Below are 26,649 nucleotides of genomic sequence, written 5' to 3'. Positions count from 1 at the left end.
GAAAATATCGGGAGGAAGTGGACTTGAGTTGTGGGCAATGTAAGCCGCTGCTGTAGGAAGAAGCTTTATTCAGGGCAAAAAAAGCCCCGCCAAATTGGCGGGGTTGAGGTACGAGCGTGGCGCTCGGAAAACGTGGAACGCGAGCGGCCCTCCGGTGAAGGAGGGCCGCTCGGTGTTACAGCAGGATGGTGCGGATGTCCGCCAGCAGGCTGCTCAGACGCTGGGTGAAGCGTGCAGCAGCGGCGCCGTTGATCACGCGGTGATCGTAGGACAGCGACAGTGGCAGCATCAGTTTCGGCTGGAAGGCTTTGCCGTCCCAAACTGGCTGGATGGTTGCCTTGGAAACACCGAGGATCGCCACTTCCGGCGCGTTGACGATCGGCGTGAAGCCGGTGCCGCCAATGTGGCCGAGGCTGGAAATGGTGAAGCAGGCGCCTTGCATGTCGTCAGCGGTGAGCTTTTTGTCGCGGGCTTTGGCGGCCAGCGCAGCGGCTTCGGCTGCCAGTTGCAACAGGCTCTTCTGGTCGACGTTCTTGATGACCGGTACCAGCAGGCCTTCAGGGGTGTCGACGGCGAAGCCGATGTTCACGTACTTCTTGCGGATGATCGCTTTGCCGCTGGGTGCCAGCGAACTGTTGAAGTCCGGCAGTTCCTTGAGCAAATGCGCGCAGGACTTGAGCAGCAGCGGCAGGATGGTCAGCTTGACACCGGCCTTCTCTGCAACGGCTTTCTGAGCGATACGGAACGCTTCCAGTTCGGTGATATCAGCCGAATCGAACTGAGTCACGTGCGGAATGTTCAGCCAGCTGCGATGCAGGCTCGACGCGCCGATTTGCATCAGGCGAGTCATCGGCACTTCTTCGGTTTCACCGAAGCGGCTGAAGTCCACGACCGGAATTGGCGGGATGCCCGCGCCGCCGGTTGCGCCGGCAGCAGCGGCCGGTGCTTCCTTGGCCTTCTGCATCATCGCTTTGACGTAAACCTGCACGTCTTCTTTGAGGATGCGACCGTGCGGGCCACTGGCGCCGACGGCGTTCAGCTCGACGCCGAACTCGCGAGCCAGTTGACGCACGGCCGGGCCGGCGTGAACTTTGGCGCCAGGCTTGGCTGGAGCAGCAACCGGGGCGGCAGCCGGTGCGGCGGCAGCCGGTGCGGCGGCGGCAGGTGCAGCAGCGGCTGGCGCCGGAGCACTCGGTGCAGCAGCGGCGGCCGGAGCCGGGGCAGCAGCAGGCGCAGCGCCTTTGACTTTCAGCTTGAGGATCAGGTCGCCGGTACCGACTTCGTCATCCAGCTTGATGGAAACGCTTTCCACCACGCCAGCGGCAGGCGATGGGATTTCCATGCTCGCCTTGTCGGATTCCAGGGTGATCAGCGACTGGTCGGCTTCAACGGTGTCGCCGGCCTTGACCAGGACTTCGATGATCTTGGCCTTGCCCGCCGAACCGATGTCCGGAACGTGGATGTCCTGAACGCTGTCGGCCACTGGAGCAGCCGGAGCTGCAGCGGCTGGCGCTGGAGCCGCGGCGGCAGGTGCAGCAGCCTGAGCTGGAGCAGCAGCAGGGGCCGCAGCACCCGCCACTTCCAGGTCCAGAATCAGGTCGCCGGTGCCGACTTCGTCGTTGAGCTTGACGCTGATGGCCTTGATCACGCCAGCGGCGGGCGATGGGATTTCCATGCTCGCCTTGTCGGATTCCAGGGTGATCAAGGATTGATCAGCCTCGACGGTGTCGCCGACCTTGACCTGGATCTCGATGATCTGGGCCTTGCCCGCCGAACCGATGTCCGGCACGTGCACTTTCTGAATCGAAGCGGCAGCCGGCGCAGCAGCTGGCGCGGCGGCGGCAGCAGGAGCCGCAGCCGGTTTCGCTTCAGCTTTTGCAGCCGGCGCAGCGGCAGCCGCAGGGGCCGCAGCAGCGGCACCTTCGACTTCCAGCTCGAGCAGTTCGTCGCCTTCTTTCAGGCGATCGCCCAGCTTCACTTTAATGCTTTTGACGATGCCGGCTTTAGGCGCAGGAATTTCCATGCTCGCCTTGTCCGATTCCAGCGTCAGGATGCTCTGGTCGGCTTCGACACGGTCGCCGACCTTCACAAACAGTTCAATTACTTCACCTTCACCGCTGCCGATGTCAGGTACGCGAATGAGTTCGCTCACAGAATCTCTCCTCAGCAGTCCAGTGGGTTGAGTTTTTCCGGGTTGATACCGAACTTGGTGATGGCTTCAGCCACAACCTTAGGTTCGATGTCACCACGGTCAGCCAATGCTTCCAGGGCTGCCAACACCACGAAATGACGGTCGACTTCGAAGAAATGACGCAGTTTCTTGCGGCTGTCGCTGCGGCCGAAACCGTCGGTGCCCAGGACTTTGAATTCCTTGGACGGGACCCACTGACGAATTTGCTCAGCGAACAACTTCATGTAGTCGGTAGAGGCGATGACCGGACCTTTACGGCCGTTCAGGCACTCTTCGACGTAGCTCAGCTTAGGCTTCTGGCCCGGGTGCAGGCGGTTGCTGCGCTCGACGGCCAGGCCATCGCGACGCAGTTCGTTGAAGCTGGTAACGCTCCATACGTCAGCGCCGACGTTGAACTCTTCACGCAGAATCTTCGCCGCTTCACGGACTTCACGCAGGATGGTGCCGGAGCCCATCAGCTGAACGTGGTGTGCCGCTTCGCGGGTGTCTTCTTCGAGCAGGTACATGCCCTTGATGATGCCTTCCTCGACACCGGCCGGCATGGCTGGCTGCTGGTAGGACTCGTTCATCACGGTGATGTAGTAGAAAACGTCCTGCTGCTCTTCGGTCATCTTCTTCATGCCGTCCTGGATGATCACCGCCAGCTCATAGCCGTAGGTTGGATCAAAGGTGCGGCAGTTCGGGATGGTGCCGGCCAGGATGTGGCTGTGACCATCTTCGTGTTGCAGGCCTTCGCCGTTCAGTGTGGTCCGGCCGGCGGTGCCGCCGATCAGGAAGCCACGGGTACGGCTGTCGCCAGCGGCCCAGGCGAGGTCGCCGATACGCTGGAAGCCGAACATCGAGTAGAAGATGTAGAACGGCAGCATTGGCTGGTTGTGGCTGGAGTACGAAGTACCGGCAGCGATGAAGGAGCTCATGGCGCCTGCTTCGTTGATGCCTTCTTCGAGGATCTGGCCCTTCTTGTCTTCCTTGTAGAACATCACCTGGTCTTTATCGACTGGCTCGTAGAGCTGGCCGACGGAGGAGTAGATGCCCAACTGACGGAACATGCCTTCCATACCGAAGGTACGGGCTTCGTCCGGGATGATCGGAACGATGCGCGAGCCGATTTCCTTGTCCTTGACCAGTTGCGCGAGGATCCGCACGAACGCCATGGTGGTGGAAATCTCACGGTCGCCCGAGCCATCAAGGATTGCCTTGAGGGTATCGAGTGGCGGCGTTGGCACGCTGAAGCTCTGCGCGCGGCGCTGTGGTACGAAACCGCCCAGTGCAGTGCGGCGCTCGCTCAGGTAGCGGGCTTCGGCGCTGTTTGGCTCTGGCTTGAAGAACGGCAGGTTTTCCAGCTCTTCGTCCTTGACCGGGATGTCGAAACGATCGCGGAACAGCTTCAGGCTTTCAACATCAACCTTCTTGGTGTTGTGCGCGGTGTTCTTCGCTTCGCCGGCACCGGTGCCATAACCCTTGATGGTCTTGGCCAGGATGACAGTCGGTTGTTCTTTGTGGTTGACCGCTTCGTGGTACGCCGCATAGACCTTGTACGGGTCGTGGCCGCCACGGTTGAGTTTCCAGATCTCGTCGTCGGACAGATCAGCAACCATCGCCTTGAGTTCTGGCGAGTTGAAGAAGTGTTCACGCACGAACGCGCCGTCTTTGGCTTTGTAGTTCTGGTACTCGCCGTCGATGACTTCGTCCATGCGACGTTGCAGGATACCGTCGACGTCCTTGGCCAGCAGTGGGTCCCAGAAACGGCCCCAGATGACTTTGGTCACGTTCCACTGAGCACCGCGGAAAACGCCTTCGAGTTCCTGGATGATCTTGCCGTTGCCGCGAACCGGGCCGTCGAGGCGCTGCAGGTTGCAGTTAATGACGAAGATCAGGTTGTCGAGCTTCTCGCGGCCAGCCAGCGAGATCGCGCCCAGGGATTCCGGCTCGTCACACTCGCCGTCGCCCAGGAAGCACCAGACCTTCTGCTTGCCTTCCGGGATGAAGCCACGGGCTTCCAGGTACTTCATGAAACGTGCCTGGTAGATCGCCTGGATCGGGCCCAGACCCATGGATACGGTCGGGAACTGCCAGAAGTCAGGCATCAGCCAAGGGTGCGGGTAGGACGACAAACCGTGACCGTCGACTTCCTGGCGGAAGTTGTTCATCTGGTCTTCGGTGATGCGGCCTTCCATGAATGCACGGGCGTAAACGCCTGGCGAGGTGTGGCCCTGGAAGTAGATCAGGTCGCCGCCGTGTTCGTCGGTCGGGGCCTGGAAGAAATAGTTGAAGCCGATGTCATACAGGGTGGCGCTGGAGGCGAAGCTGGAGATGTGACCGCCCAGGTCAGAATCTTTCAGGTTCGTACGCATCACCATGGCCATCGCGTTCCAGCGTACCAACGAGCGAATGCGGCGTTCCATGAACAGGTCGCCAGGCATGCGTGCTTCGTGGGTAACGGGAATGGTGTTGCGGTATGGCGTGGTGATGGCGTAAGGCAGTTGCGAACCGCTGCGGGTCGCCAATTCGCCCATACGGGTCATCAGATAGTGAGCGCGGTCTTCGCCTTCTTTGTCGAGAACCGATTCCAGGGCGTCCAGCCATTCCTGGGTTTCGACGGGATCGAGGTCTTGCATGGCTTGCTCCAGGGCGGAAAGGCTTCCAGAATCGGTTGCCTGAGTTTGCGACTGGCCTTGTGGGCAGACGATATAAATTCTTGGATTGCCGAGAGGTTGTTCCGGCGGCGTGTAGTTTTACTACAAATCTTCGGGCATTTCAGCCTTTCGAATGTATATACGAGTAGTAAAACTACAGATGAATGGCTTGTGGCCTCCGGCTGCGTTGTGAGAATAATCGTTAAGGTTGGTCTTTTACCAACCACAAAAGGTGAAAGCTTGATGTTCACTGCCAAAAATAAAGAATTTTCAGCTATTTCTAACTTTTGTTCGACAGTCCTCCACGTAGTGCAATATGAAAATTCACTACATGCAACCCGTTCTACGCCGATCAAGGATAGACCATGAGCCTTCCCGCGCTTGCCGAACTGCCCGCCATTCTCCAGCCGTTTGTCACCCGTGCCGAGCAGTCGTTCCGTGCCGCCGTTGCGGCACTTGAAGATGACCATGGCCTGTCGACCTGGACGCCGGAACGCTGGGCGCAATTCGCCCGTGTCGCGGCGGCCAGCGACTTTGTGATTGAACAGAGTGTGCGTGACCCTTTGATGTTGCTGGCCCTGGTGCAGTCCGGCGAACTGGACCGCAGCTTCGCGCCCGGCGAGCTGTGCGCGCAGATTGCGGCGGCGGTGAATGCAGCGCAAACCGAAGACGAGCTCGGCCGCGTCCTGCGTCGCCAGCGCACCCGTCATCAAGTGCGAATCATCTGGCGCGACCTGACCCGTCAGGCCGATCTGGTCCAGACCTGCCGCGACCTCTCGGACATGGCCGATGCGAGCATCGATCAAGCCTATCAGTGGTTATATTCGCGTCATTGCCAGCAATTCGGCGTGCCGACTGGCCGCCGCAGTGGCGAGCCGCAGCAGATGGTCATCCTCGGCATGGGCAAGCTCGGCGCCGTGGAGCTCAATCTGTCGTCGGACATCGACCTGATCTTCGCCTACCCCGAGGGCGGCGAAACCGTCGGGGTGAAACGCTCGCTGGATAACCAGGAATTCTTCATCCGTCTCGGCCAACGCCTGATCAAGGCGCTGGACCCGATGACCGTCGACGGCTTCGTGTTCCGCGTCGACATGCGCTTGCGGCCATACGGTTCGGCCGGTGCATTGGTCTTGAGCTTCAATGCGCTGGAGCAGTATTACCAGGATCAGGGCCGCGACTGGGAACGCTACGCGATGATCAAATCGCGGGTGGTGGCCGGCGATCAAGTGGCCGGCGCGCAATTGCAGGAGATGCTGCGCCCGTTCGTTTACCGGCGTTACCTGGATTTCTCGGCCATCGAAGCGCTGCGCACCATGAAGCAGCTGATCCAGCAGGAAGTGCGGCGCAAGGGCATGGCCGACAACATCAAGCTCGGTTCCGGCGGCATCCGTGAAGTCGAATTTATTGCCCAGGCGTTTCAGCTGATCCACGGCGGCCGCGACCTGAGCCTGCAACAACGCCCTCTATTAAAAGTACTGAGCACGCTGGAAGGTCAGGGTTATCTGCCACCGGCGGTGATCAGCGAGTTGCGCGAAGGCTACGAATTCCTGCGTTACACCGAGCACGCGATCCAGGCGATTGCCGACCGCCAGACCCAGATGCTGCCTGACGGCGCGCAGGATCAGGCGCGTATTGCCTTTATGTTGGGCTTCGCCGACTGGGACGCTTTCCACGAGCAACTGATGTATTGGCGTGGTCGTGTGGCCTGGCACTTCGCTCAGGTGATTGCCGATCCCGATGAAGAGGAGGGCACTGAAAGCGAAGTGGTGGTCGGCGGCGAATGGCTGCCGCTGTGGGAAGAGGCTCAGGACGAAGAGGCGGCCTGCCGTCAGTTGGAGGAGGGCGGCTTCAAGGACGCCACCAAAGCCCTGAAAGCCTTGGCCGGTTTGCGCAGCAGCCCGCAATTGCGAGCGATGCAGCGCTTGGGCCGAGAACGCCTTGATGCCTTTATTCCCCGTTTGCTGGCTCAGGCCGTTGAACATGCCAATCCGGATCTGGTGCTGGAGCGCGTGCTGCCGCTGGTGGAAGCCGTGGCTCGTCGCTCCGCGTATCTGGTGTTGCTGACCGAAAACCCCGGTGCGCTGCGCCGCTTGCTGACCTTGTGCGCTGCGAGCCCGTGGATCGCTGAACAGATCACCCGTTTCCCGCTGCTGCTCGACGAATTGCTCAACGAGGGCCGGCTATTCAAGCCGCCGCTGGCGCCGGAACTGGCCGCCGAGTTGCGCGAGCGCCTGACGCGGATTCCCGAGGACGACCTCGAACAGCAAATGGAAGCCCTGCGCCATTTCAAACTGGCGCATCGCTTGCGCGTCGCCGCCTCGGAAATTGCCGGCAGCCTGCCGTTGATGAAAGTCAGCGATTACCTGACCTGGCTCGCTGAAGCGATCCTGGAACAAGTGCTGGCCCTGGCCTGGCGCCAGACTGTGGCCAAGTACGGCACGCCGCTGCGCACCGACGGCACGTTGTGCGATCCCGGCTTCATCATTGTCGGTTATGGGAAAGTCGGCGGACTGGAATTGGGGCATGGTTCGGACCTTGACCTGGTGTTTATCCACGACGGCGATCCGCAAGCAGAAACCGACGGGCCTAAACCGATTGATGGCGCGCAATTTTTTACTCGGTTGGGGCAGCGGATCATTCACTTGCTGACGGCGCAGACCAACTCCGGCCAGCTGTATGAAGTGGACATGCGCCTGCGACCGTCCGGTGCATCGGGGTTGTTGGTCAGTTCGCTGGGGGCGTTTGCCCGCTATCAGGAAAATGAAGCCTGGACCTGGGAGCATCAGGCGTTGGTGCGAGCGCGGGTACTAGTGGGCAGTCAGGATGTCGGCCAGGCGTTCGAGAAAGTGCGCGCGGCGATATTGGGCAAGGCGCGGGACCTGTCGACCTTGCGTCAGGAGGTCAGCGAGATGCGCGCCAAGATGCGCGACAACCTTGGCAGCAAGAGCACCGCGGCCGGCACCGGGGCAAATGCCTTCGAGGCCACGGCGCCGTTCGATCTCAAGCAGGACGCCGGAGGTATCGTCGATATTGAATTTATGGTGCAATACGCGGCCCTGGCGTGGTCCGAAACACACCCGCCATTGCTGCGCTGGACCGACAACATCCGCATTCTGGAAGAGCTGGAGCACGAAGGGCTGATGCCCGTCGAAGACGCCAACTTGTTGCGCGAGGCCTATAAAGCCTACCGCTCCGCCGCTCACCGGCAGGCCTTGCAGAAGGACGCCGGGGTGATACCAGGCGATCAGTTTGTCGATGAACGCCGGCAGGTAGTGCGGATCTGGCGCGAGCTGGGGTTAAGCTGAAACAGGATAGTTGTAACGCTGGATACCCCATGTGGGAGCGGGCTTGCTCGCGAGAGGGCCGTCACATACAACATTTATGCTGACTGTCACTGCGCAATCGCGGGCAAGCCCGTCCCACAGTGATCTGCGGTGAATTGCAGAAGCAGGACAGAGCGCAAAACCCTGTGGGAGTGGGCTTGCCCGCGATTGCGGAGTCTCAGGCGACGTTGATGTTGGATGTAACGCCCCTCTCGTGTGCAGGCTTGCTCCCACAGTAGATCTGCAGTGTTTTGTAGAATTCTCGAGGCGGGGAGGCGTAGGCCTCCCCGGTTCGTTTTTGGAAGCCACATGAAAATTCTGATCGTTGGGCCCAGTTGGGTCGGTGACATGGTGATGGCGCAGACACTGTTTCAGTGCCTCAAGCAACGCCACCCGCAATGCGAAATCGACGTCCTGGCCCCCGAGTGGAGCCGGCCGATCCTGGAGCGCATGCCCGAAGTCCGGCAGGCCTTGAGCTTTCCGCTCGGCCACGGTGCCTTGGAGCTGGCGACCCGTCGGCGCATCGGCAAATCCCTGGCCGGCCAGTACGACCAGGCGATTTTGCTGCCCAATTCGCTGAAGTCGGCGCTGGTGCCGTTCTTCGCCGGCATCCCCAAACGCACTGGCTGGCGTGGCGAGTTCCGCTACGGCCTGCTCAATGACGTGCGCACGCTGGATAAAGAACGTTATCCGTTGATGATCGAGCGCTTCATGGCCCTGGCGTTTGAGCCCGGCGCCGAACTGCCGACCCCTTATCCTCGCCCGAGCTTGCAGATCGACCCGGTCACCCGCGATACGACGCTGACCAAATTCGACCTGACCCTCGACCGTCCGGTGCTGGTCCTGTGCCCCGGCGCCGAGTTCGGCGAGGCCAAGCGCTGGCCATCCGAGCATTACGCCAAGGTCGCCGAAGCGAAGATTCGCGAAGGCTGGCAAGTCTGGCTGTTCGGTTCGAAAAACGATCACGCGGTGGGCGAAGACATCCGTGCGCGGCTGATTCCCGGCCTGCGTGAAGAGTCGGTCAACCTCAGCGGTGGCACCTCGCTGGCGGAAGCCATCGACCTGATGTCCTGCGCTGACGCGGTGGTGTCCAACGACTCCGGCCTGATGCACGTCGCCGCCGCGTTGAACCGCCCGCTGGTGGCCGTCTATGGCTCGACATCGCCGGGCTTTACCCCGCCGCTGGCCGAGCATGTCGAAGTGGTACGCCTGGGCATCGAATGCAGTCCGTGCTTCGATCGCACGTGCCGTTTCGGTCATTACAACTGCTTGCGCCAGCTGATGCCGCAAGCCGTGAACGAAGCCTTGCAGCGGTTGCAGGGCACTGTGGTCGAGGTCAAATAGTTTGCGGGTTCTGCTGATCAAGACTTCTTCGCTGGGCGACGTGATTCACGCGTTGCCGGCGCTGACCGATGCGGCGCGGGCGATCCCCGGCATCACGTTCGACTGGGTGGTGGAAGAAGGCTTCGCCGAGATTCCGACCTGGCACCCGGCCGTGGGCAAGGTGATCCCGGTGGCGATCCGTCGCTGGCGCAAGAACCTCTGGCAAACCATCAAGAGTGGCGAGTGGAAGCGCTTCAAACAAAGCATTCGTGCCGAAAAATATGATCTGGTGATCGACGCCCAAGGCCTGCTGAAGAGCGCCTGGCTGACACGCTACGTCAAGGCGCCGGTCGCCGGGCTGGACAAGGATTCGGCGCGCGAGCCGGTGGCTGCACGCTTCTACTCCCGCCGCCTGGCGGTGGGCCGTGGACAGCACGCGGTGGAGCGGGTGCGTCAATTGTTCGCCCTGGCGTTGGGCTACGACTTGCCCAAAGGCCTGGGCGATTACGGCCTGAACGTCGAACGCCTGGTCGAACTGCCACGCAAGAATCCGTATGTGCTGTTCCTGCATGGCACCACGTGGGACACCAAACACTGGCCGGAAGCCTACTGGCGTGAGCTGGCCGAACGCGTTGGTTATCTGGGCGTCGGCGTGAAACTGCCGTGGGGCAACCCGATCGAGAAAGCCCGGGCCGAGCGCATCGCCGCCGGGTTCCGCCATGTCGAAGTGCTGCCCAAACTGAACCTGGCCGGTGTCGGCAAAGTGCTGGCCAGCGCGCAGGCCTGTGTTGCCGTGGACACCGGCCTTGGTCATCTGGCCGCCGCGCTCGACGTCCCGACCCTGTCGCTGTTCGGCCCGACCAACCCGGGCCTGACCGGCGCCTACGGTAAAGCGCAGATTCACATCGCCAGCGACTTCCCCTGCGCACCGTGCCTGCAAAAGAAATGCACGTATCAACCGACGGAACAGGATGCCCGTCAGTTCAACCTGAAACGCGAGTGGCCGCTGTGCTTCACGCGTCTGAATCCCGAGCGTGTCGCGACCCGACTGAGCACGTTGTTACTGGCTGAGGAGCTGCGCTGATGCAATTGGCATTCGTCTTGTACAAGTATTTTCCGTTCGGAGGGCTGCAGCGTGACTTCATGCGCATCGCCCTTGAATGTCAGCAGCGTGGCCATCAGATCCGTGTCTACACGCTGATCTGGGAGGGCGACGTTCCGCCGGGTTTCGAAGTGCTGGTGGCACCGGTCAAGGCGCTGTTCAATCATCGCCGTAACGAAAAACTCAGTGAGTGGATGGAAGCGGACCTGGCCAAACGCCCCGTGGACCGCTTGATCGGTTTCAACAAGATGCCGGGCCTGGACGTTTACTACGCCGCCGACGGCTGCTTCGAAGACAAGGCGCAGAACCTGCGGCACTCGTTGTACCGGCGTTGGGGCCGTTACCGACACTTTGCCGAGTATGAGCGCGCGGTGTTCGCCAGGGACGCCAAGACCGAAGTGCTGATGATTTCCGAAGTGCAGCAGCCGCTGTTCATCAAGCATTACGACACGCCGCTGGAGCGTTTTCACCTGCTGCCACCGGGAATTTCCCAGGACCGTCGCGCGCCGCCCAATGCGGCCGAAATTCGTGCCGGTTTCCGTGCCGAGTTCAACCTGAAAGACGATGAACTGCTGCTGGTGCAAATCGGCTCGGGGTTCAAGACCAAGGGCGTGGATCGTAGCCTCAAGGCGCTGGCCGCATTGCCCGCCGATCTGAAGAAGCGCACCCGGCTGTTTGTAATTGGCCAAGATGACCCCAAATTATTCCAGATGCAGAGCGCTGCTTTGGGGCTGGGCGACAACGTGACGTTCCTCAAGGGGCGCAGCGATATCCCGCGTTTCCTGCTCGGTGCCGACCTGTTGATCCACCCGGCGTACAACGAAAACACCGGGACCGTGTTGCTCGAAGCCCTGGTGGCCGGGTTGCCGGTATTGGTGAGCGCAGTGTGTGGTTACGCCCATTACATCGCCGAGGCCGACGCCGGGCTGGTGCTGGACGAACCCTTCGAGCAGGCCCAACTGACGCAGTACCTGAGGGGCATGTTGAACGACGCTCAAGCACGGGCGGCCTGGAGCCGCAACGGTCTGGCCTTTGCCGAGACGGCCGACCTCTACAGCATGCCGCAACACGCGGCCGATGTGATTCTGGCGGAGCACGCTTAATGAAGTTGATGCTGGCTGAACCGTTCAAGAGCCTTTGGGCCGGACGCGATGCGTTCACCGAAGTCGAAGGCCTCGAGGGCGAGGTTTACCGTGAGCTGGAAGCGCGCCGGACGTTGCGCACTGAAGTGAACGGCAACGGTTTTTTCGTGAAGATCCACCGTGGTATTGGCTGGGGCGAGATCTTCAAGAACCTGCTGACGGCCAAGCTGCCGGTCCTCGGCGCGGGTCAGGAATGGAAAGCCATTCAGCGCCTGCAAGAAGTCGGCGTGCCGACCATGACCGCCGTGGCTTACGGCGAGAAGGGCAGCAACCCGGCAGATCAACACTCGTTCATCGTTACCGAAGAACTGGCGCCGACCGTCAGCCTCGAAGACTTCAGCATCGACTGGATCAAGCATCCGCCTGCGCCTGCGCTCAAGCGTGCGCTGATCGCCGAAGTCGCGCGCATGACCGGCATGATGCACCGCGCCGGGGTCAACCATCGCGACTGCTACATCTGCCACTTCCTGCTGCACACCGATAAACCGGTGACGGCTGACGATTTCAAACTCTCGGTGATCGACCTGCACCGTGCCCAGACCCGCCCGGCGATCACCCAGCGCTGGCGCAACAAGGATCTGGCGGCACTGTACTTTTCGGCCCTGGACATTGGCCTGACCCGGCGTGACAAATTGCGTTTCCTCAAGGGCTACTTCCAACAGCCGCTGCGCCAGATTCTGGCCGAGGAAGCGTCATTGCTCGCCTGGCTTGAGGGCAAGGCCAATAAACTCTATGACCGTAAACAGCGATATGGGGATGCGCTCTGATGGCGGGTTGGAAACTGGAGCCCGCTTACAGCGATCTGGCAGAAGATTTTGGCAGCCTTGAAGCGGTGTTCGCGCTGCAAGGTGAGCGGCTGACTCGCGACCTGTTGTCCGAGGTCATTCGCGTCAATCGCAACGGTATTAATTACTACGTCAAACGCTACGTCGGCGCCGGCAAAGGCCTGCGCCGTTACCTGGGCAAACCCCGGGTGAAAGCCGAATGGCAGAACCTCAAGCGCTTCGCCAAGTGGGGCATTCCTACCGCCGAAGTGGTGGCCTGGGGCCTGGAGCGACGCGGCGCGGCATACGACCGCGGGGCGATGATCACCCGCGAGTTGCCCAACACCGAAGACTTGTCGGCCCTCGCTGATCGGCGTGATCCCAAGTTGGCGGACCGCGCCTGGGTCGATGCGATCAGTCGGCAGCTGGCCGGTTACACCCGGACCATGCACGACAATCGCTTTACCCATAACGATTTGAAGTGGCGCAACCTGCTGGTCGATGATCAAGCCCGCCTGTTCCTGATCGATTGCCCCAATGGCGATTTCTGGCACGGCTTCTGGCTTAAGTACCGCATCACCAAAGACCTGGCCTGCCTCGACAAGGTGGCCAAATACCACCTGTCGGCGACCCAGCGCCTGCGCTTTTATCTGCAATACCGCCAGCGTGACCGGCTGAATGCCGCCGACAAGAAACGCATCCGGCACGTGGTGAGATTTTTCGAGGGACGCGAATGACTGATTTCCTGGCCGCTGAAGACCGTGCGCTGCTTGAGCGCCATGGCCTCGGCACGTTCGATGCGCTTTGGGCCAAACAGCTCGAGGCCGTGGACGAGCCCAATACCGCGGGTGGTGGCTGGAGCAGTGTGTTTCGGCTGGATCTGGAGGGGCGTGGTTTTTACCTCAAGCGCCAGAGCAACTACCTGACGCGTACCTTCCACGCGCCTTTCGGCGAGCCGAGCTTCGCCCGCGAATTTCGCAACATCAGCCGCTATGAAAAACTCGGTATTCCGGCGCTGAAGGCGGTGTTTTTTGGTGAGCGTAAAATCAACGGTGAAGTCCGCGCGGTGCTGCTGACTCGCGCGCTGGACGGCTGGGATGACCTGGATTCGCTGTTGCAGCGTTGGTCGGACCTGAGCGAGGCGCAACATTCGGCCATCCTCAAAGCCTGTGGCGAACTGGCGCGGCGCCTGCACGGCGTGCGTCAGGTTCATGGTTGTTTCTACCCCAAACATATTTTTCTTCAGGCGAGCGGCGACGGCTATCTGGCTCAGTTGATCGACCTGGAAAAGACCCGGCCGCTGTTGTTCGGTCAACGTGACCGGGTCAAGGATCTGGAACCGTTGCTGCGTCGCGCGCCGGAGTGGACCGACGCGCAGTTGCGCGAATTGCTGGCGGTCTATGTCGATCAGCCTCGGGACAGTGCGTTGGTGGACAGTTGGGTGTCACGTCTGACTGCGCGGCGCAGTCGTAAGGAGACCCGCTGATGCGCTTGTCCGAACTGAAGAACGCCGGCCGCACCCCGAGCCTGCCCATGAGCATTCCTCTGGCCGACGCCGCAGGCCCCGCCGATTTGCAATTGTTGAGCTTGCTGCGGGTCTTGCCGGGGCAGCGTTATGTGGGTGCCGGTGTCTGGCGTGGCCGTCCGGTGCTGGCCAAATTATTGGTCGGCAGCAAAGCGGCGCGGCATTTTCAGCGTGAACTGGCCGGCGTGCGTTTGCTGGCCGATCAAGGCCTGACCACACCGCAACTGCTGGCGGATGGGCTAAAGGAAGGCGAGGGTGGCTGGCTGCTGTTCGATTTCCTCGAAGGCGCCGAGAGCCTGGGGGAGACCTGGAAAAAAGTCGAACACTTGCCCGTGTTGGCGGACATGCAAGGGGCCGTGATTGCCGAGGCATTGGGCGCAATCGGCCAAATGCATCGCAAGGGACTCTGGCAAGAAGACCTGCACTTGGACAACCTGCTGCGTCAGCGCGGCCGCTTGTATTTGATCGATGGCGGCGGTGTCTGTGCTGAAACGCCGGGCCAACCGCTGTCGCGCAACAAAGTCCTGGAAAACCTCGGCGTATTTTTTGCGCAGTTGCCCAAGACGCTGGAGCCGTTCATCGAAGAACTGCTGGTGTATTACCTGTTGAGCAACGGCGAGCACGCCTTGCCGATGGAAGCCTTGCAGAAGCAGATCGATAAGGTTCGCGCCTGGCGTTTGAAAGACTTTCTGATCAAGGTCGGCCGCGATTGCACGCTGTTCAGCGTCCAGCGCGGGGCGTTCGGGCTGCGGGCGATTCGTCGCGAGGAAGAGGCCGCGATGCTGCCGGTGCTGGGGCAGGCCGATGCCCTGCTCGATCAAGGCCATTTGTACAAGACCGGCGGCGCGGCGAGTGTAGGAAAAGTCGATATTGATGGTCGGACGCTGGTGATCAAGCGCTACAACATCAAAGGCTTTGCCCATTGGCTCAAACGCTTCTGGCGTCCGAGCCGTGCGTGGCATTCGTGGCGTGAAGGCAATCGCCTGGCATTCCTCGGCATTGCCACGCCCAAGCCGTTGGCGCTGCTGGAGACGCGGTTTCTCTGGTTGCGCAGTCGGGCCTATCTGGTGACTGAGTATTTGCCGGGTCCGGACATCATCGAGCGTTTTGCGCCCTACGTTGAAAACGGCCATGCGCCGGAGGCGGAGTTGCTGGCGCTGGATCATTTGTTCGCCGAACTGATCGGCGCGCGCATCAGCCATGGTGACTTCAAGGGCCACAACCTGTTCTGGCAGGAAGATCGCTGGGCGCTGATTGACCTGGATTCGATGTGTCAGCATGGCTCGGTGGGCAGCTTTGCCCCGGCCTATGCGCGGGATCGGGCACGGTTCATGCGCAATTGGCCTGAGAGCAGCGCGCTGTATCAGGTCATTGATCAGCGTCTTCCCAAGGATATCTCCGGCGCCGCCTGAATCGGACCTTCGGTCCTATCGGGAGCAGGCTCGCTCCCACAGTGGTTTTGTGCACGACGCAGATCCAGTGTAGGAGTGAGCCTGCTCCGGGCGGCGTTCCGACGACGGCCAGACCCGCCGCCTGAGATCTAGAGGACGAGTTCTGATGAATTGTCCTACGTGATCTACAGACCCCATGAACTGTGCCCTGAATAGCCGCGATGCTAATTTGCCTGACGTTCACGGAGGGCAAATCTTGACCATAAAAATGGCTGTTATGTTGGCTGCTTTCTCGCTCGCACTGACCGGCTGCGGGACCACGATGACGGTGTTGCAAGCTGATGAGGACGCAGCCCGCAGTCTCAGGAAACAAAAAACCTACTGTCAATCCATTCCCCGCATTTATAGCGGCCTGGCCTATGACTTTTGTGTGTTGAATGCCCCGCCGGATCCCACCGGCTTCCTCGTGCCGTTCGTGCTGCTGGACCTGGGCCTGTCGGGTGTCTTCGATACCGTGTCCTTGCCGTATACGATCTACCGCCAGGCTACAGATGGCAATCTCAGCATTTACTGGCGCCCGGGCCGAGGATAAGCGGGGCGTCATGCTTTCCTCCCTTGTAGGACAATAAGCGCTGGGTCATTCCCGCCATGTTTACGCTATAATCCCGCCCTTTAGCTGTCTCTCGCCGCTTGCGAGGGCACATTAATTTTTGAGGCGCTTGTCGCCTGCATGCAGACTAAAGAGGCTAGACCCCTGTGGCATTGACGATTCTTGGCCTGTCCGGCGCCCTTAGCCATGATCCTTCCGCAGCCTTGTACATCGACGGCAAGCTGGTCGCGGCGGCTGAAGAAGAGCGCTTTGTGCGCGATAAACATGCAAAGAACCGCATGCCCTACGAGTCGGCGAAGTTCTGCCTGGAACAGGCGGGCATCAAGCCATCCGACGTTGATGTGGTGGCGATTCCATTCGCACCGATCAGTATTTTCGGCAAGGCTCGCTGGCAGTACGCCAAGCGTTACTGGTACGCCCCGGACCGCGCGCTTGACGCGATCCTGATGGGCAACCGTCGCTACAAGCGTTATCGCAACAAGATTGTCTGGTGCCTCGAGCAACTGGGCTTCGATCCGAAGAAAATCAAGATCGAGCCGGTCGAGCACCATCTGGCCCACGCCTCCAGTGCTTACCACTGCTCCGGTTTCAAGGAGAAAACCGCGATCCTGGGGATCGACGGCAAGGGTGAGTACGCCACGACCTTCTTCGGTTACGGCGAGAACGGCAAGATCCACAAGATCAAGGAATTCTTCGATCCGGACTCCCTCGGTGGCCTGTATGGCGCGATCACCGAGTTCCTCGGTTTCGATATGCTCGACGGCGAGTTCAAGGTCATGGGCATGGCGCCGTACGGCGACGCCAGCAAATACGATTTCTCGCGCCTGGCTTCGTTCGAAAACGGCGAGCTGGTGATCAACACCGACTACGCCAACGTCATCGGCCTGCGTCGCTACAAAGAGAAGGGCAAAGGCTACTACTTCTCGCCGAAGCTGATCGAGTGGCTGGGACCGAAGCGCGAAGGCGACATCGCCGACGAGCCGTACATCCACTATGCCGCGAGCATTCAAGCGCTGTTCGAAAAAATCGCGCTGCAGATGATCGACTACTACCTGGGCGACGTGCTCAAGGAAACCGGCAAGCTGGCCTACGCCGGTGGCTGTGCGTTGAACGTCAAGCTCAACCAGAAAATCATCGCTCGCGATGACGTCAAAGAGCTGTTCGTACAGCCTGCATCCGGTGATGCCGGTACGGCGGTCGGTGCGGCGGCTTATGTGTCTAACGCTCGTGGCGTGCCGGTCGAGAAGATGGAACACGTCTACCTCGGCCCGTCGTACACCAACGAAGACGTGCTCGCTGCCTGTGCCCGTCACCCGAGCAAACCGGTCTGGCGCAAGCTCGCCAACATGCCGGAAAACATCGCCAAAATCATGGTCGACGGCAACCCGGTGGCCTGGTTCCAGGGGCGCATGGAGTTCGGTCCGCGTGCCTTGGGCGGTCGTTCGATCATCGGTTGCCCGAGCGCCGTTGGCGTGGCTGACCGTATCAACCACCAGATCAAGTTCCGCGAGCGCTGGAGGCCTTTCTGCCCGTCGATGCTCGACACCGTGGCCCCGCAGATGATCAAGATCGATCACCCGGCGCCTTTCATGACCTTCACCTTTGAAGTGGCTGAAGAGTGGAAGACCCGCGTGCCGGAAGTCGTCCACGAAGACGGTACGTCCCGGGCCCAGGTGCTCAAGCGCGAGTACAACCCGCGCTACTACGACATGATGAAAGCGCTGGAAGTGCTGACCGGCAACGGCGTGTCGCTGAACACCTCGCTCAACCGTCGTGGCGAGCCGATGATCTGCTCGCCGACCGATGCCCTGAACATGTTCTTCGGCTCTGACCTACAGTATCTGATCATGGAAGACATCCTGGTGGTTAAAGAGGGCGCTGACGCATATGACTCGCTCGGCTGAACGCCATGTGTTGCAGTTCTGTCACGGCTATGACGGCCCGTTTCTGGACTGCGCTCGGCAGTACGCCAGCCTGTTCGCGGGGACCGGCTATCGAGTGACCACGGTCTTTCTGACCGGGGCCGCCGACAGTGAAGTCGCTGCGGGCTGCGCTTCCGATGAAGTGCTGTTCATGGAATACAGCTCCAAGGCCATTCGTGGCCTGAAGCTGGGCGCCATCGGCGATCTGCGCAAGATCGCCGCTTCGCGCAATTTCAGTTTCTGCATTGCCCACCGCTTCAAGCCGATCTACATCGCGCTGCTTGGGACTTCGCTGCCGGTCATCGGTGTGCATCACGGGTATGGCGATTACAAGCGCGGCACTCGCAAGCTGTTCGCTCATATCTTCCGCAAGCGCCTCAGCCTGCTCGGAATCTCCGACTCGGTGCGTGACGACATGCGCAGCTGCCTGCCGAAATGGCCGGCCGGGCGAATTCAGACGCTCTATAACCGGATCGATGTCCCGGCGTTACAGACCAGCCAGGTGTCGGTTCGCGAGGCTCGGGAAACCCTGGGCCTGGCGGCGGATGCCTGGATTGTCGGTAACGTCGGACGACTGCATCCGGACAAGGACCAGAACACGCTGCTGCATGGTTTTGCCTTGGCATTACCGCAGTTGCCGGCCAACAGCCAACTGGTGATTCTCGGTAAAGGTCGACTGGAACAGGACCTCAAGGAACTGGCCCGGGAACTGGGTATAGGCGATCGGGTGCTGTTTCTCGGTCAAGTACCGGATGCTCGTCGCTACTTCCGTGCCTTCGATGTGTTCGCCCTGAGCTCCGATCACGAACCGTTCGGCATGGTGCTGCTCGAAGCCATGGCCGCGGGCGTGCCGTTGATCGCGACCGCGTGCGGTGGCGCGAGGGAAGTCGTTGAAGGGGTCGGCATCCTGTTCCCGTTGGGCGATGCCGAGCGCCTGGCTCAAGGGCTGCACCATCTGGCCGCGATGGACGAGCAGCAGCGTCACCAGTGTGCCGAGTTGATGCTCGACCGCTTGCGTGAGCGATTCTCCGACCGCGCCGTGCGCGAGGCTTTCTGGCATATGCCACACGTCACAGAACTGGCACCGAGGGGCTGATGCTCAACCGATTTCAAGGCTGGCGCGAACGTGGCTGGACGGTGATCGACGCCCCGACTTATGCACAGGCGTGGCAACGTTTTGGCGGTAGCGTCGCGACGCATCCCATGGTGGTTGAACGCCTGGCGCAGTTGGCCGACATCCCGGTGCGCTACCTGGCCTGGGAGCAAAACGGTGAAGTGAAAGCCGCCATCCCGACCTGGGGGCGCGACCTGGCGCTGTCCAAAGACGTGCTCAAGCGCTGTGGCAAAAAAGGCTTGTTCGACCTCGGCAATGCCGAGGTGATCCTGCCGGCGGCCGCAGATGCACACGCACCGCTGCGCCATCGCGGGCGTTATCTGTCGGCCCTCAACGAAGGCCGTTTCAGCGATATCAAGCTACAGGCCGAACAACTGGCCATGGCGCGCACGCCCGAAGAACTGTCGAAAAAATTCCGCTACAACCAGCGCCGTGAATTGCGCCTGCTGGAAGAAGCCGGTGGCGTTGTGCGTCCTGTCTCCGAATTTTCCAGTGCCGAGCTGGCCGCGATTTATTGCGACCTTTTCCAGCGCCGCTGGGGCTTCCCGGCCACGGGTGCAGAGCGCATGGGCGAGGTGGTCGAGCTGCTGCGCGACTTGCTGATCGGCTCGGTGATTTTCCTCAACGATGCACCGATAGCGATTCAACTGGTGTACCGCGTCGAAGCGCCGGAATGGATCAGCGTCGAGTACATCAACGGTGGCGTCGATCCCGAAACCCGCGAGTTCAGCCCTGGCAGTGTACTGAGTTTCCTCAACACGCAAAGTGCCTGGGAACACGCTCGCGCCCTCGACAAGCCTTTGCGGTTTTCCTTCGGCCGCGCCGACCGGGAATACAAGGACCGCTGGTGCAATCCTGTGCCGGTTTTTACCGTGTGAGTGAACCCATGAGCCGCAAACAGCAACTGCTCAAGCGCCATCGGCGCAACAAACGCATCAGCCTGTTGATTGCGCTGGTGCTGTTGATTGCCCTTGGCGTGCTGGTGGCCTGGTGGCTGCCGTTGGTGCTTGCCGTGCTGGGCTGGATTGCCCATGAGGCCTGGTTCGCCGACCACCTGTTTTACTCCCCCCAAGACGATTACCACTACAGCTTCCCGGCCTACACCCCGCAACCCAAGGTGCACCTGGACGGTGAGCGTTTGCGGCTGGATGACGGCGTAATGCTCGTCGACGACGCCACACTGGTGTTGGCGCTGCGAGTAAAAAGCAGCTGGCTGGGACGCTTTTTCGATCCAGTGGTGGCGTTGTCGGGTGGCGATAACCCGGACTGCCAAACCTTCGAGCGTGGCGTTAACGGCCTGCGCTACCTGAACCTCAGTGGTCAGGCGCAAGTACTGTCGCGCGGCGAGTTGCGTCTGCGTGGGCGCTTCTGCCGCCTGCTCGGCGAGCCGGTGCTGTGGGCGTTGGAGCAACCCGACTTCCGTCGTCAACGGGTGATGGTGATTGCGCCACACGCCGACGATGCCGAACTGGCCGCCTACGGTTTGTACAGCCAGGCCGATGAAGCCTGGATCGTCACCCTGACCGCCGGTGAAATCGAAGCCGAGCATTATCAACAGATCGGTCTGAACAAGGTCGAGGCCGCGCGCCTCAAGGGACGTTTGCGGGCTTGGGACAGCATCGCGGTGCCGCGCTGGGCTGGCGTGCCGCAAGCGCATTGCGTGCAGCTGGGTTATTTCTGTCTGCAACTGGCGGCGATGCAGGCCACGCCGACGCAACCGATCGCGTCGCGGGAAGCGGACCTGAGCGACACGCGGCTGTTTCGCCAGTTGAACCCGTTTGCCCTGCCGGGCGATACCGACGGAGCGCCGACCTGGAATAACTTGCTGGCCGACCTGCGTGAATTATTACTGCGAGCACGTCCCGAAGTGATCGTGCTACCGCACCCGACCCTCGATCCGCACCCCGATCATATCTGTGCGCAACAAGCGGTCCTCGAAGCCTTGAAAGGCCTGGAATGGCAGCCGACCACATTGCTTGGTTATGCCAACCATCTGCACGACAACGACCGCTGGCCAATGGGCGACGCCGGTCATGGTGTCGCGTTGCCGCCAGCCTTTGACCCGGCCATGCCGATGCAGCCTTGCTGCCTGCCATTGTCGCTGGAGCTTCAGCGCGATAAAGCCATGGCGTTGGGCATGATGCATGACCTGCAACCGCCGATGCCGTTCAAGCGTCGTCTGCGCCGATTGATCCAGCGGCTGTTGGCCAGGCGCAAACCGCCGGCCTACGGCGAGAACGAATTCTTTCGCAAGGCGGTTCGACGTCACGAGCTCTTGTGGATACTCAAGCACACACCAATAAACGCTTCGCAGCGGGGAGAGTTATGAGCCAGCGGCTAAAGGTTCTGCAATTGCAGCCTGACTACAACGTCAAAGCCCATGATTTTGCCGACCTCGCGGAGCAGATCGTCAAGGCCTTGCCGAACGAGCGCTACGAAGTAACGGCGGCGTTCCTGCGCGGCAAACCCGGGCCGGGTGAGGCGATAAGCCGGGCCGACCGTTCGGTGTATTTCGAGTTTTCCGACAAATCCCTCAAGGGCATGCGCCTGCGGGCGATGTGGACGCTGTACAAGTTTTGCCGTGCGGAAAAGTTCGACGTGGTGATCTGTAACCGCTTCAAACCCGTGAACATGATGCTGACGCTTAACCGCTGGTTGAAAGTACCGCTGTGCATCGGCATTTCCCACGGTTTCGGCGAGTACGACCGGTTTTACCGGCGCCGCCAGACCCAGCGCCTGATCGATCGTCACTGGCGTTTTGTCGGTGTGTCCCCAGCGGTCAAGCAGTACCTGCTGGACTGCGATTGCGGTTTCACCGACCAGAACACCTACGCGATCACCAATGCCATCGACATCGAGCAGGCCGAAGGTTTGCAGCACAGCCGCGAGCGCGCCCGCGAAATGCTGGGCATCGATCCGTCGGTGCGCCTGATTGGCGCATTGGGGCGTCTGGTGCCGGTAAAGGGCCACACCTATCTGTTGCAGGCGTTTGCCGCGCTCAAGGACAAATACCCGAACACTCAATTGGCGATCATCGGTGCCGGTCGTGAAGAGTCGCGCCTGAAGGCCGAGATCGAACGCCTGGGCCTGTCCGGGCGCGCGCACCTGCTGGGTTTCAAGGAAATCGCCTTGCAGTACATCCGCGCTTTCGACATCTGGACCATGCCATCCCTGGCGGAAGGCCTTGGGTTGGCGCTGCTCGAAGGCATGAGCGGGCATCTGCCGGTGATCGCCTCCAACGTGCCGGCCATGCTGCCGCTGATTGAAGGGGCAGGCGGGCTGGCGATTACGCCCAAGGATGTGCCGAGCCTGGTCGCGGCGCTGGATACCTACCTCGGGTTGTCGGATGACGAGCTCAAGGCCAAGGGCGAGCAGGCCTACCGTTATCTGCAGGAACAACATGACATCGAGGTGTTCCGCCAGGAGTACCTGAACCTGATCGACTCCGGTTTGGATCAAGCCCGCAAGGAGCAGCCATGAGTACCACGCAACCTCTCGTCACGGTCATCATCGCGTCGTACAACCACGGTCCCTATATTGAGCAAAGCATTCTCAGCGTCCTCAATCAGACCTACAAAAACATCGAACTGCTGGTGGTTGACGACGGCTCCAAAGACGACAGCGTCGAACGCATCAGTGCGCTGCAGGCGCAATATGGATTCGATTTTCGGGTTCAACAGAATCAGGGCCTGACGAACACGCTCAACGCTGCCATCGCGCGCTCAAACGGCAGTTTGATCGCGCCATTCGGCTCCGACGACATCATGCTGCCGGAACGCATCGCTATTCAGGTTGAGTACATGGATGGCAAGCCCGAGGTGGGTATCTGCGCCGGCAACATCGAGCTGATCGACGCCGACGGCAATCTGTACCCGGAGAAGCGTCAGCGCCGTGATGTGCCGTTTCGCCGTCTGGACTTCGATGACATGTTCCTGGAGCGTAAACCTTATCCACCGGCCCCGACCCTGATGATCCGTCGAGAAGCGCTGGACAAGGTCGGCGGGTTCGATCCGAACATTCGCCTGGAAGACCTGCTGATCGAACTGAAGGTGACCCACGCCGGGTACTTTATCGACGGCCTGAATGTGTTGATGGCGCGCTATCGCAAGCACCCCACCAACTCCTATAAAAATCACCGCTTCATGATCGATAACATCCTGCGTTCCTATGCGCTGTTCAGCGATCATCCGCTGTACGACGAGGTTCGCTACAAGTTTCTCAGCTCGATGTTTCTCAAGACCGCCAACCGCGATCGCAAGCTGGCCCGCGAACTGCTGGCGCAGATCCCGTTGAAGGCCTGGAACAAGAAAACCTGGCGTGGTCTGGGGCGGCTGTACTTTTCACCGCTGGAAAAAGACTGACCCCGCATTGATGCACACGTTGCAGCTGGCTTCGCCAGCTGCAACAAGGATGTGCGTTGCTTCAGCGAGCGACTTTCTCTGCCAGAGCCTTGTCGGCTTTTTTGCGTTGACGCAGCCACTGCAACACTTTCCTGCCGGCCGTGATGCCCGGCTTCTCGATGTACAGGAACGTCAGGCTGCTGATGATGATCAACAGGCAACTGCAGACAGCCAGCAGCGGCAGGAAGGTCCAGATATCGCGAGCGTCCAGATCAAGCGCCATCGGCAGGCGCTGGATCAACACCCACAGTACGAAGCCGTGCAGCAAATAGGTGCTGTAGCTGATTTCACCGAGCCAGCGAATGCTGCGTGGTTTCAGCGCGCCGAACAGGGTGTTGCCGGACGCCACAATCACGAAAAACAATGACATGAGCAGTATTGGCCTCACGCTGAAGGCACGGTTGAATGCCGTGAAGGCAATCGCCAATGCCAGCAGCGCGATAATCCCCGCCATTCGCGTCTGACTCCAGGCCACCAGTTGCGGCCTGCGAATCCAGTACGCAGCGCCGATACCGCCGAGAAAACTCGCCATAAAGTGTTTCTTCAGCGAGTGCTCCAGGCCAATCACTTTGTACAGGGCGACAATGCCGATCAGGCACAACACCACTTGCAACCAACTGCCCCGGTAGATAAACACCATGCCGGCAAGGGGCAGTGCCATATAGAAAAACACCTCGTAGCCCAGGGTCCAGGTGACATTGGAGATCAGCATGCCGGTTTGGTGGTATTGGTTGACGTCCGGGCGGTCGAAGGTCAGCCAGGCCAGGATCTGGCCGAAAAAGCGCATGCCGGAGTCCTTGAGCTCCCAGTTCTGCAGGTAGAACACCGTGATAAACACGATCAGCATCAGCGGCAAGTACAGCGGGTAGAGGCGAAAAAACCGCGATATGGCGAAGGCCAGCCAGTCGTGCTGGCGTCCCTGGGTGAGCAATCGGTTCCAGAACAGGAAGCCGGTGATCATGAAAAACAGCGCGACACTGCCCTGTCCGAGCTGTGAGTAGAGATTGCTGGGCGGAAAATCAATCACGCCCGTGCGCAGGAAGATCAAGGTAATGATCGAGTGGTGCACGAACACGCCGAACGCCAGATAACCGCGCAGCCCATCAATGCTGGCATAGCGGCTTTCACCGGAATGTTCGATGTGTCGGGCGATTTTCGGCACTGCGCGCAACAACAGGGCCGAAGTCGCAATGGCTAGCAGATAAGCTGCCAGCGCAATGAGTGGGTTGGTTTCAGTCATCAATGAGCCCGGGCCGGGGTGCTCCCGGCCAGCACTTGCCGGTGCAGATTCTCGACAGCGGACTTGGGTGCCGTCATGGCGTAGCCCTGAAGCAGCGCCTCGAAGTGTTCTTCGAACAACCAGCGCCGGTCCACCGTGTAGCGCTGCATATGGCGCAGATTGCGCTGACGCAGCGCCAGGCTCAAGGAAGAAGGGTAAATGCGCAGGTCGGCCACATCGATCAAACCAAACTCTCCATCCTCGAGCACCAGCACATTGCCCAAGTGCAGTGAGCGGAAATAAACGCCTTGTTCATGCAGTTGGGCCATGAACTTGCCGAAACGCTCCACCAGCGCTTGACGCACCGCCGGCGCGGTAATGCCTTGCAGGACCTGGCGCAGCGTATTGCCGGGCAGCGGCGAATAGTGCACGGCACTGCTGCCGTCTGCGAGGCGATAAAGGGCAAGAATAGGCGGGGTAGGGATCCCCAGGTTGCGCAATTGCTCGCTGTTGACGGCAAAGCGTTCGGAGTAGGGGTTGAAACTGCCCGAGGTGTACCAGCGGCGGCCACGAAACAGCTTGAGGAAGCTGCCATCGAGCAGGCGCAGGACTTTAGGGCCCAGGCCATCTTCTTCGATCACCTGCGCATTGGCAGTCAGTTGTTGCTGGGCGATCGGCGCCAGTGTCTTGACGGGCATCGTCAGCAAGCGTCTGGCGCGCTGGTTGATGCTGAGCGCGACGATCAAAGCCAGCGGGATCCACAGCAGGAACCAATGCTCCTTGGGTCGGGAGATGATGCCGCCGCCCTCGGTCAGGCCTGCGCCGATACCGAATATCAGCCAGGTCGAGGCCATGATAAACAGCGGTTGCAGACGATTGCGCCAACTGCTGAACAGTCCCCATAGCTGGGCAAACAACCAAGGCAGCAAACCCAGAATGCCGACGTAATAGAGCACGCCGAGGACAAAACTGTGAGGCTCCTGATAGTTGACGCCAATGCCAGGGTCGATGGCCAGATTGGCGTTATAACCATGACCGATCCAGGGGTGGTCGGCAATTTTCTGCAAGGCCAGTTGCCAGATTTCGAGGCGGTAAGAGTCGCCTCGTAGAATGATCATTCGCGCAAACAGCCCATAAACCGTAGCGCCGCCGGCAACCAACGCACCTAGCAATACGACGGAGCGACGGTTCCAGCAAATGAAGCCCAGCCAGAGTGCTGCCATCGTCAGTGCAACCAGCGGTGTCCTGGAGCCCGTGGCGATCACGGCGGCGAACATGATTGCCAGCGCCGGGAAGCTCAGCCAGAGCATCCGGCGGCGCTTGCAGATCATGCTCATGCTCATCCAGTAGGCTGCGTAAAAACCGTACATGTGAGAGCTCAGCAGCGGATTGTCGAACGCGCCACCACCGATCAATCGCAGGCCGGGCTGGTACACGCGGGCGAACAGGAACAGATCGTGGGTGGTACCGATCAGTCCGACTATTGCCGCGGTGAATAGCAAAGGCTGGATGATTTCGCTGCGATAGCGCACCAGAAAATAGCAACCGACAAACAACAACAAGGTATGCAGCGGTGGTTTGAACTGGCCGACGAAGCCCCCCTTGTCCGGTCCCCAGCACAAACTCAATAGCGCCCAGGCCGCGAACACCAACACGGCGACGAACACCGGTTCACGAATCATTTCCTTGAGTTCCCGGGGACGCAGGCACAGGGCGATCAGCGCTGGAATGCTGAACAAGCCATAAAAAAGCTTGTGGTGCAAACTTCGGCCCGGCAGGAAGAACAGGGCACACAGGAGCAAGAGATAGCCGAGTGGAAGAATCCAGAGGCAAATGAAATCGAAAACTCGATTTGACGCACTATTGAAACCGCTGAGTTGCATGCTGAGAGATTCAATCCTGAAGTTGATCGGCCATTTCGGGGTGATGGCTATTTGATGCTTGATTCGACGTCTAACAATAACAGCCTTTATGCGATTGCCAGAAC

19 protein-coding genes are annotated in these 26,649 nt (G+C 60.3%); 15 read left to right on the top strand and 4 right to left on the bottom strand.

Annotated elements, in window-relative coordinates; all coding sequences use genetic code 11:
- Positions 1-175: 175 nt before the first annotated feature.
- Both aceF and aceE read right to left on the bottom strand, forming a co-directional pair.
- Complete coding sequence (gene aceF / locus D882_RS0104035; RefSeq protein ID WP_027922044.1) at positions 176-2,152, bottom strand: dihydrolipoyllysine-residue acetyltransferase; 1,977 nt, start codon at positions 2,150-2,152, stop codon at positions 176-178.
- Between the two features lie 11 nt (positions 2,153-2,163).
- The gene (gene aceE / locus D882_RS0104030; protein ID WP_027922043.1) at positions 2,164-4,809 is read right to left on the bottom strand and encodes a pyruvate dehydrogenase (acetyl-transferring), homodimeric type; all 2,646 of its coding nucleotides are present in this window, start codon (positions 4,807-4,809) and stop codon (positions 2,164-2,166) included.
- A gap of 383 nt (positions 4,810-5,192) precedes the next feature.
- Here aceE and glnE point away from each other — a divergent pair, with 383 nt between their 5' ends.
- The 15 genes from glnE to D882_RS0103955 all read left to right on the top strand — a co-directional run bounded on the left by glnE (position 5,193) and on the right by D882_RS0103955 (position 23,404).
- A complete protein-coding gene (gene glnE / locus D882_RS0104025) occupies positions 5,193-8,132 on the top strand; it encodes a bifunctional [glutamate--ammonia ligase]-adenylyl-L-tyrosine phosphorylase/[glutamate--ammonia-ligase] adenylyltransferase (RefSeq protein WP_027922042.1) in 2,940 nt (979 codons plus the stop codon).
- A gap of 327 nt (positions 8,133-8,459) precedes the next feature.
- Positions 8,460-9,494, top strand: coding sequence for a lipopolysaccharide heptosyltransferase II (waaF, locus tag D882_RS0104020; RefSeq protein ID WP_027922041.1), 1,035 nt, complete (start codon positions 8,460-8,462; stop codon positions 9,492-9,494).
- A gap of 1 nt (position 9,495) precedes the next feature.
- Positions 9,496-10,557 carry a lipopolysaccharide heptosyltransferase I gene (gene waaC / locus D882_RS0104015; RefSeq protein ID WP_027922040.1) on the top strand — a complete coding sequence of 354 codons (1,062 nt, stop codon included), beginning with the start codon at positions 9,496-9,498 and terminating at the stop codon, positions 10,555-10,557.
- Positions 10,557-11,678, top strand: a complete 1,122-nt coding sequence (locus D882_RS0104010) for a glycosyltransferase family 4 protein (protein WP_027922039.1) — start codon at positions 10,557-10,559, stop codon at positions 11,676-11,678. Before waaC ends, D882_RS0104010 begins: the two co-directional genes overlap by 1 nt.
- A complete protein-coding gene (rfaP, locus tag D882_RS0104005) occupies positions 11,678-12,484 on the top strand; it encodes a lipopolysaccharide core heptose(I) kinase RfaP (protein ID WP_027922038.1) in 807 nt (268 codons plus the stop codon). The genes D882_RS0104010 and rfaP overlap by 1 nt, the downstream gene beginning before the upstream one ends.
- Positions 12,484-13,218: a lipopolysaccharide kinase InaA family protein gene (locus D882_RS0104000; protein ID WP_027922037.1), complete on the top strand. Its 735-nt coding sequence runs from the start codon at positions 12,484-12,486 to the stop codon at positions 13,216-13,218. Before rfaP ends, D882_RS0104000 begins: the two co-directional genes overlap by 1 nt.
- Positions 13,215-13,967 (top strand): lipopolysaccharide kinase InaA family protein, encoded by a 753-nt coding sequence (locus D882_RS0103995; RefSeq protein WP_027922036.1) that lies wholly within the window; start codon positions 13,215-13,217, stop codon positions 13,965-13,967. Before D882_RS0104000 ends, D882_RS0103995 begins: the two co-directional genes overlap by 4 nt.
- Positions 13,967-15,418, top strand: a complete 1,452-nt coding sequence (locus D882_RS0103990; RefSeq protein ID WP_027922035.1) for a lipopolysaccharide kinase InaA family protein — start codon at positions 13,967-13,969, stop codon at positions 15,416-15,418. The genes D882_RS0103995 and D882_RS0103990 overlap by 1 nt, the downstream gene beginning before the upstream one ends.
- Before the next feature lie 235 nt (positions 15,419-15,653).
- Positions 15,654-15,989, top strand: coding sequence for a YceK/YidQ family lipoprotein (locus D882_RS0103985; RefSeq protein WP_032833434.1), 336 nt, complete (start codon positions 15,654-15,656; stop codon positions 15,987-15,989).
- 164 nt (positions 15,990-16,153) lie between these two features.
- Positions 16,154-17,911, top strand: a complete 1,758-nt coding sequence (locus D882_RS0103980) for a carbamoyltransferase (protein ID WP_027922033.1) — start codon at positions 16,154-16,156, stop codon at positions 17,909-17,911.
- Complete coding sequence (locus D882_RS0103975; RefSeq protein WP_027922032.1) at positions 17,895-19,025, top strand: glycosyltransferase; 1,131 nt, start codon at positions 17,895-17,897, stop codon at positions 19,023-19,025. Before D882_RS0103980 ends, D882_RS0103975 begins: the two co-directional genes overlap by 17 nt.
- Positions 19,025-19,921 carry an antimicrobial resistance protein Mig-14 gene (locus D882_RS0103970; protein ID WP_027922031.1) on the top strand — a complete coding sequence of 299 codons (897 nt, stop codon included), beginning with the start codon at positions 19,025-19,027 and terminating at the stop codon, positions 19,919-19,921. The genes D882_RS0103975 and D882_RS0103970 overlap by 1 nt, the downstream gene beginning before the upstream one ends.
- 8 nt (positions 19,922-19,929) lie before the next feature.
- Positions 19,930-21,372 (top strand): PIG-L deacetylase family protein, encoded by a 1,443-nt coding sequence (locus D882_RS0103965; RefSeq protein ID WP_027922030.1) that lies wholly within the window; start codon positions 19,930-19,932, stop codon positions 21,370-21,372.
- Entirely contained in the window at positions 21,369-22,523 is a 1,155-nt protein-coding gene (locus D882_RS0103960) for a glycosyltransferase family 4 protein (RefSeq protein WP_027922029.1), read from the top strand. Before D882_RS0103965 ends, D882_RS0103960 begins: the two co-directional genes overlap by 4 nt.
- Positions 22,520-23,404 carry a glycosyltransferase gene (locus D882_RS0103955; protein WP_027922028.1) on the top strand — a complete coding sequence of 295 codons (885 nt, stop codon included), beginning with the start codon at positions 22,520-22,522 and terminating at the stop codon, positions 23,402-23,404. Before D882_RS0103960 ends, D882_RS0103955 begins: the two co-directional genes overlap by 4 nt.
- A 61-nt stretch (positions 23,405-23,465) precedes the next feature.
- Here D882_RS0103955 and D882_RS0103950 read toward each other — a convergent pair whose 3' ends face one another.
- Entirely contained in the window at positions 23,466-24,683 is a 1,218-nt protein-coding gene (locus tag D882_RS0103950) for an acyltransferase (RefSeq protein ID WP_027922027.1), read from the bottom strand.
- The gene (locus tag D882_RS0103945) at positions 24,683-26,545 is read right to left on the bottom strand and encodes a bifunctional O-antigen ligase/aminoglycoside phosphotransferase family protein (protein ID WP_027922026.1); all 1,863 of its coding nucleotides are present in this window, start codon (positions 26,543-26,545) and stop codon (positions 24,683-24,685) included. The genes D882_RS0103950 and D882_RS0103945 overlap by 1 nt, the downstream gene beginning before the upstream one ends.
- Positions 26,546-26,649 lie beyond the last annotated feature (104 nt).

This window comes from Pseudomonas sp. URMO17WK12:I12 (assembly GCF_000514395.1).
In the GTDB taxonomy this organism is placed as follows: domain Bacteria; phylum Pseudomonadota; class Gammaproteobacteria; order Pseudomonadales; family Pseudomonadaceae; genus Aquipseudomonas; species Aquipseudomonas mucoides.
The sequence above is the reverse complement of the archived record's forward strand: the minus strand, read 5'-3'. Positions and strand labels throughout refer to the sequence as shown.